The following is a 2,080-nucleotide window of genomic DNA, read 5'->3' as shown; positions in this document are numbered from 1 at the left end:
GCTTCTCCCGCACCATCTCGTCAGGCGCCAACCGTGCCACCGACGATGTGACGGCACCCGTGCTCGGGGGGAGTGGCGACGACCCGGCGGAAGGGTGGGAGTCGAGCACCGCTCCCGTCGACCCAATCGCGGGCGGCGATGGCACCGAAGGTCATGACGTGGACAGTTATGGCGATGCCTCCGCCGATGGGCCGGCCCGGGATGAGGCAGACGCCCTCGCGTTGCCGTTCTGAGAGTTTCCCTCGGCAACCTCTCCCTCGGCCGGCGGCCCTATACTCGCCCTGATCGCTCGCGCGCCCGCCGCGTAGTGGTCTGGGGGAGTCATGGGCGAGCATGGGGAGAGGTCAGCTGTGGTGTTGAGGGCGAGAACCTCCAGGCTGGCGGGTGCTGTGCTGGGCGTGATGATCCTGCTGACCGCCTGCATTGGGCAGCCTCCCGCGCCACCGGTGACCGCTGATCCCAGTGGGTCGTCGCCAGCGGAGGGCAGCGGCTCACCGACTCCGACTCTCCCACCCACACCAGCACTGGTGGCCGGAGGAACCGCTGCCGAGAACAAGCCGTTCTTCGACGAGGTCAACCAGCAGTACTTCATCGCCGCTGGCAACGTCATCCCCGAAGGTCGCGGTGTGGTCGACAACCTCGTGAGTGTTGGTTTCATCAAAGCCGATATGCAGATCACCGCCGATCGAACGGCGATCGACCTGCCCGTTGACTCCCTGGTGTTTTCGGTGCTCATGGGCGACCAGTGCCTCGTGGGCCAGTTCAGCGCGCAGGGCTACAGCACGATCATCGCGCCAAAGCTTTCAACAGGATCCTGCCTCGTCGGGTTGACTCGAGCGATCGACTGGTAAAAGTCGACTGCCGTCGCCTTCCGTAGACTGGGGCCATGGCCGAATTCATTTATTCCATGGTGCGCGCCCGCAAGGCGGTGGGTGACAAGCTCATCCTCGACGATGTGACGATGTCGTTCTATCCGGGGGCGAAGATCGGCGTTGTCGGCCCCAACGGCGCCGGTAAATCGACGATCCTCAAGATCATGGCGGGCCTCGACACACCCAGCAACGGCGAGGCGAGGCTGAGCCCCGGCTTCAGCGTCGGCATCCTGATGCAGGAGCCCGAACTCGACGAAACCAAGACTGTCCTCGAAAACGTGCAGGACGGCGTTCGTGCGATCAAAGATAAGGTTGATCGACACTCGGCCATCGGTCTTGAGATGGCAGAACCCGATGCCGACTTCGATGCGCTGCTCTCCGAGATGGGCTCTCTGCAGGAAGAGATTGACGCGGCAGATGCGTGGGATCTCGAGTCCCAGCTTGAGCAGGCGATGGATGCGCTACGCACACCGCCGGGAGACTCGGCTGTCAACAAACTTTCCGGTGGAGAGAAACGTCGCGTCGCGCTCACCAAGCTGTTGCTGCAAAAGCCCGACCTGCTCCTGCTTGACGAACCCACCAACCATCTCGACGCCGAGAGCGTGTTGTGGCTCGAGCAGCATTTGGCGAAGTATCACGGTGCCGTGCTCGCCGTCACTCACGATCGGTATTTCCTCGACCACGTCGCGGAGTGGATCGCCGAGGTTGACCGCGGTCACTTGTATCCGTACGAGGGCAACTACTCCACTTATCTCGAGAAGAAGGGCGCCCGCCTCGAGGTGCAGGGAAAGAAAGACGCGAAGCTGGCGAAGCGTCTTTCGTCCGAACTCGAGTGGGTGCGAAGCAATGCCAAGGGCCGCCAGGTGAAGTCGAAGGCGCGACTGGCCCGCTACGAGGAGATGGCCAACGAGGCAGAGAAGACCAGGAAGCTCGATTTCGAGGAGCTGGTCATCCCGGTCGGACCGCGACTCGGGGCGCAGGTGATCGACGCGAAGAACCTGAAGAAGGGCTTCGGTGACCGTGTGCTTATAGACAAACTGTCGTTCACCCTGCCGCGCAATGGCATCGTCGGCGTCATCGGTCCGAACGGCGTCGGAAAGACCACCCTGTTCAAGACCATCACCGGCATGGAACCGCTGGACTCGGGCGACCTGAAGATCGGCGAAACTGTCGACATCTCCTACGTCGACCAGAGTCGTGGCGGCATC

The 2,080-nt window shown here is 62.7% G+C and carries 3 protein-coding genes; all 3 read left to right on the top strand.

Annotation, left to right across the window (positions count from 1 at the left end):
• A partial coding sequence (locus tag RMN95_RS01525) for a hypothetical protein (protein ID WP_309615202.1) occupies positions 1 to 233 on the top strand: 233 nt, incomplete at its 5' end.
• Between the two features lie 123 nt (positions 234 to 356).
• Entirely contained in the window at positions 357 to 851 is a 495-nt protein-coding gene (locus tag RMN95_RS01520; RefSeq protein ID WP_309615201.1) for a DUF6993 domain-containing protein, read from the top strand.
• Positions 852 to 886: 35 nt separating this feature from the next.
• Positions 887 to 2,080, top strand: a 1,194-nt coding sequence (ettA, locus tag RMN95_RS01515; RefSeq protein ID WP_309615200.1) for an energy-dependent translational throttle protein EttA, incomplete at its 3' end; no start/stop codon positions are given.

It is taken from the genome of Salinibacterium sp., assembly GCF_031364185.1.
Classification (GTDB): Bacteria; Actinomycetota; Actinomycetes; order Actinomycetales; family Microbacteriaceae; genus Rhodoglobus.
The sequence above is the reverse complement of the archived record's forward strand: the minus strand, read 5'-3'. Positions and strand labels throughout refer to the sequence as shown.